A 250-nucleotide genomic window follows, 5' to 3' on the forward strand; every position below is an offset into this window, starting at 1 on the left:
TGATCGACCCCATTCTTGCGTACAAAGCTCTTGTGTCCAGCCCACGCCTGGATCAGCGTGCCGTCCACGCTGAAATGTTCACCCGAGAGCAGGCACTTCTTCTCGGCAATGGCCACCACCTCGTTGAGTCGGAGTAGGAATGACAGTCACCCATCACCCCCTCCACAGATCCGTACGTGCAGAGTTACCGCATACGGCTCCTGCCTTGGGTCGTGACGATCAGACGCTGGTGTGGGTACGGATGACAAAT

At 57.2% G+C, this 250-nt stretch carries 1 pseudogene; it reads right to left on the minus strand.

Annotated elements, in window-relative coordinates:
- A pseudogene (locus VSR34_RS39355) lies at nt 1–125 on the minus strand (IS5/IS1182 family transposase); the annotation flags it as partial.
- Between the last annotated feature and the right edge of the window lie 125 nt (nt 126–250).

Source organism: Paraburkholderia sp. JHI2823 (assembly GCF_038900695.1).
Lineage (GTDB): Bacteria > Pseudomonadota > Gammaproteobacteria > Burkholderiales > Burkholderiaceae > Paraburkholderia > Paraburkholderia mimosarum.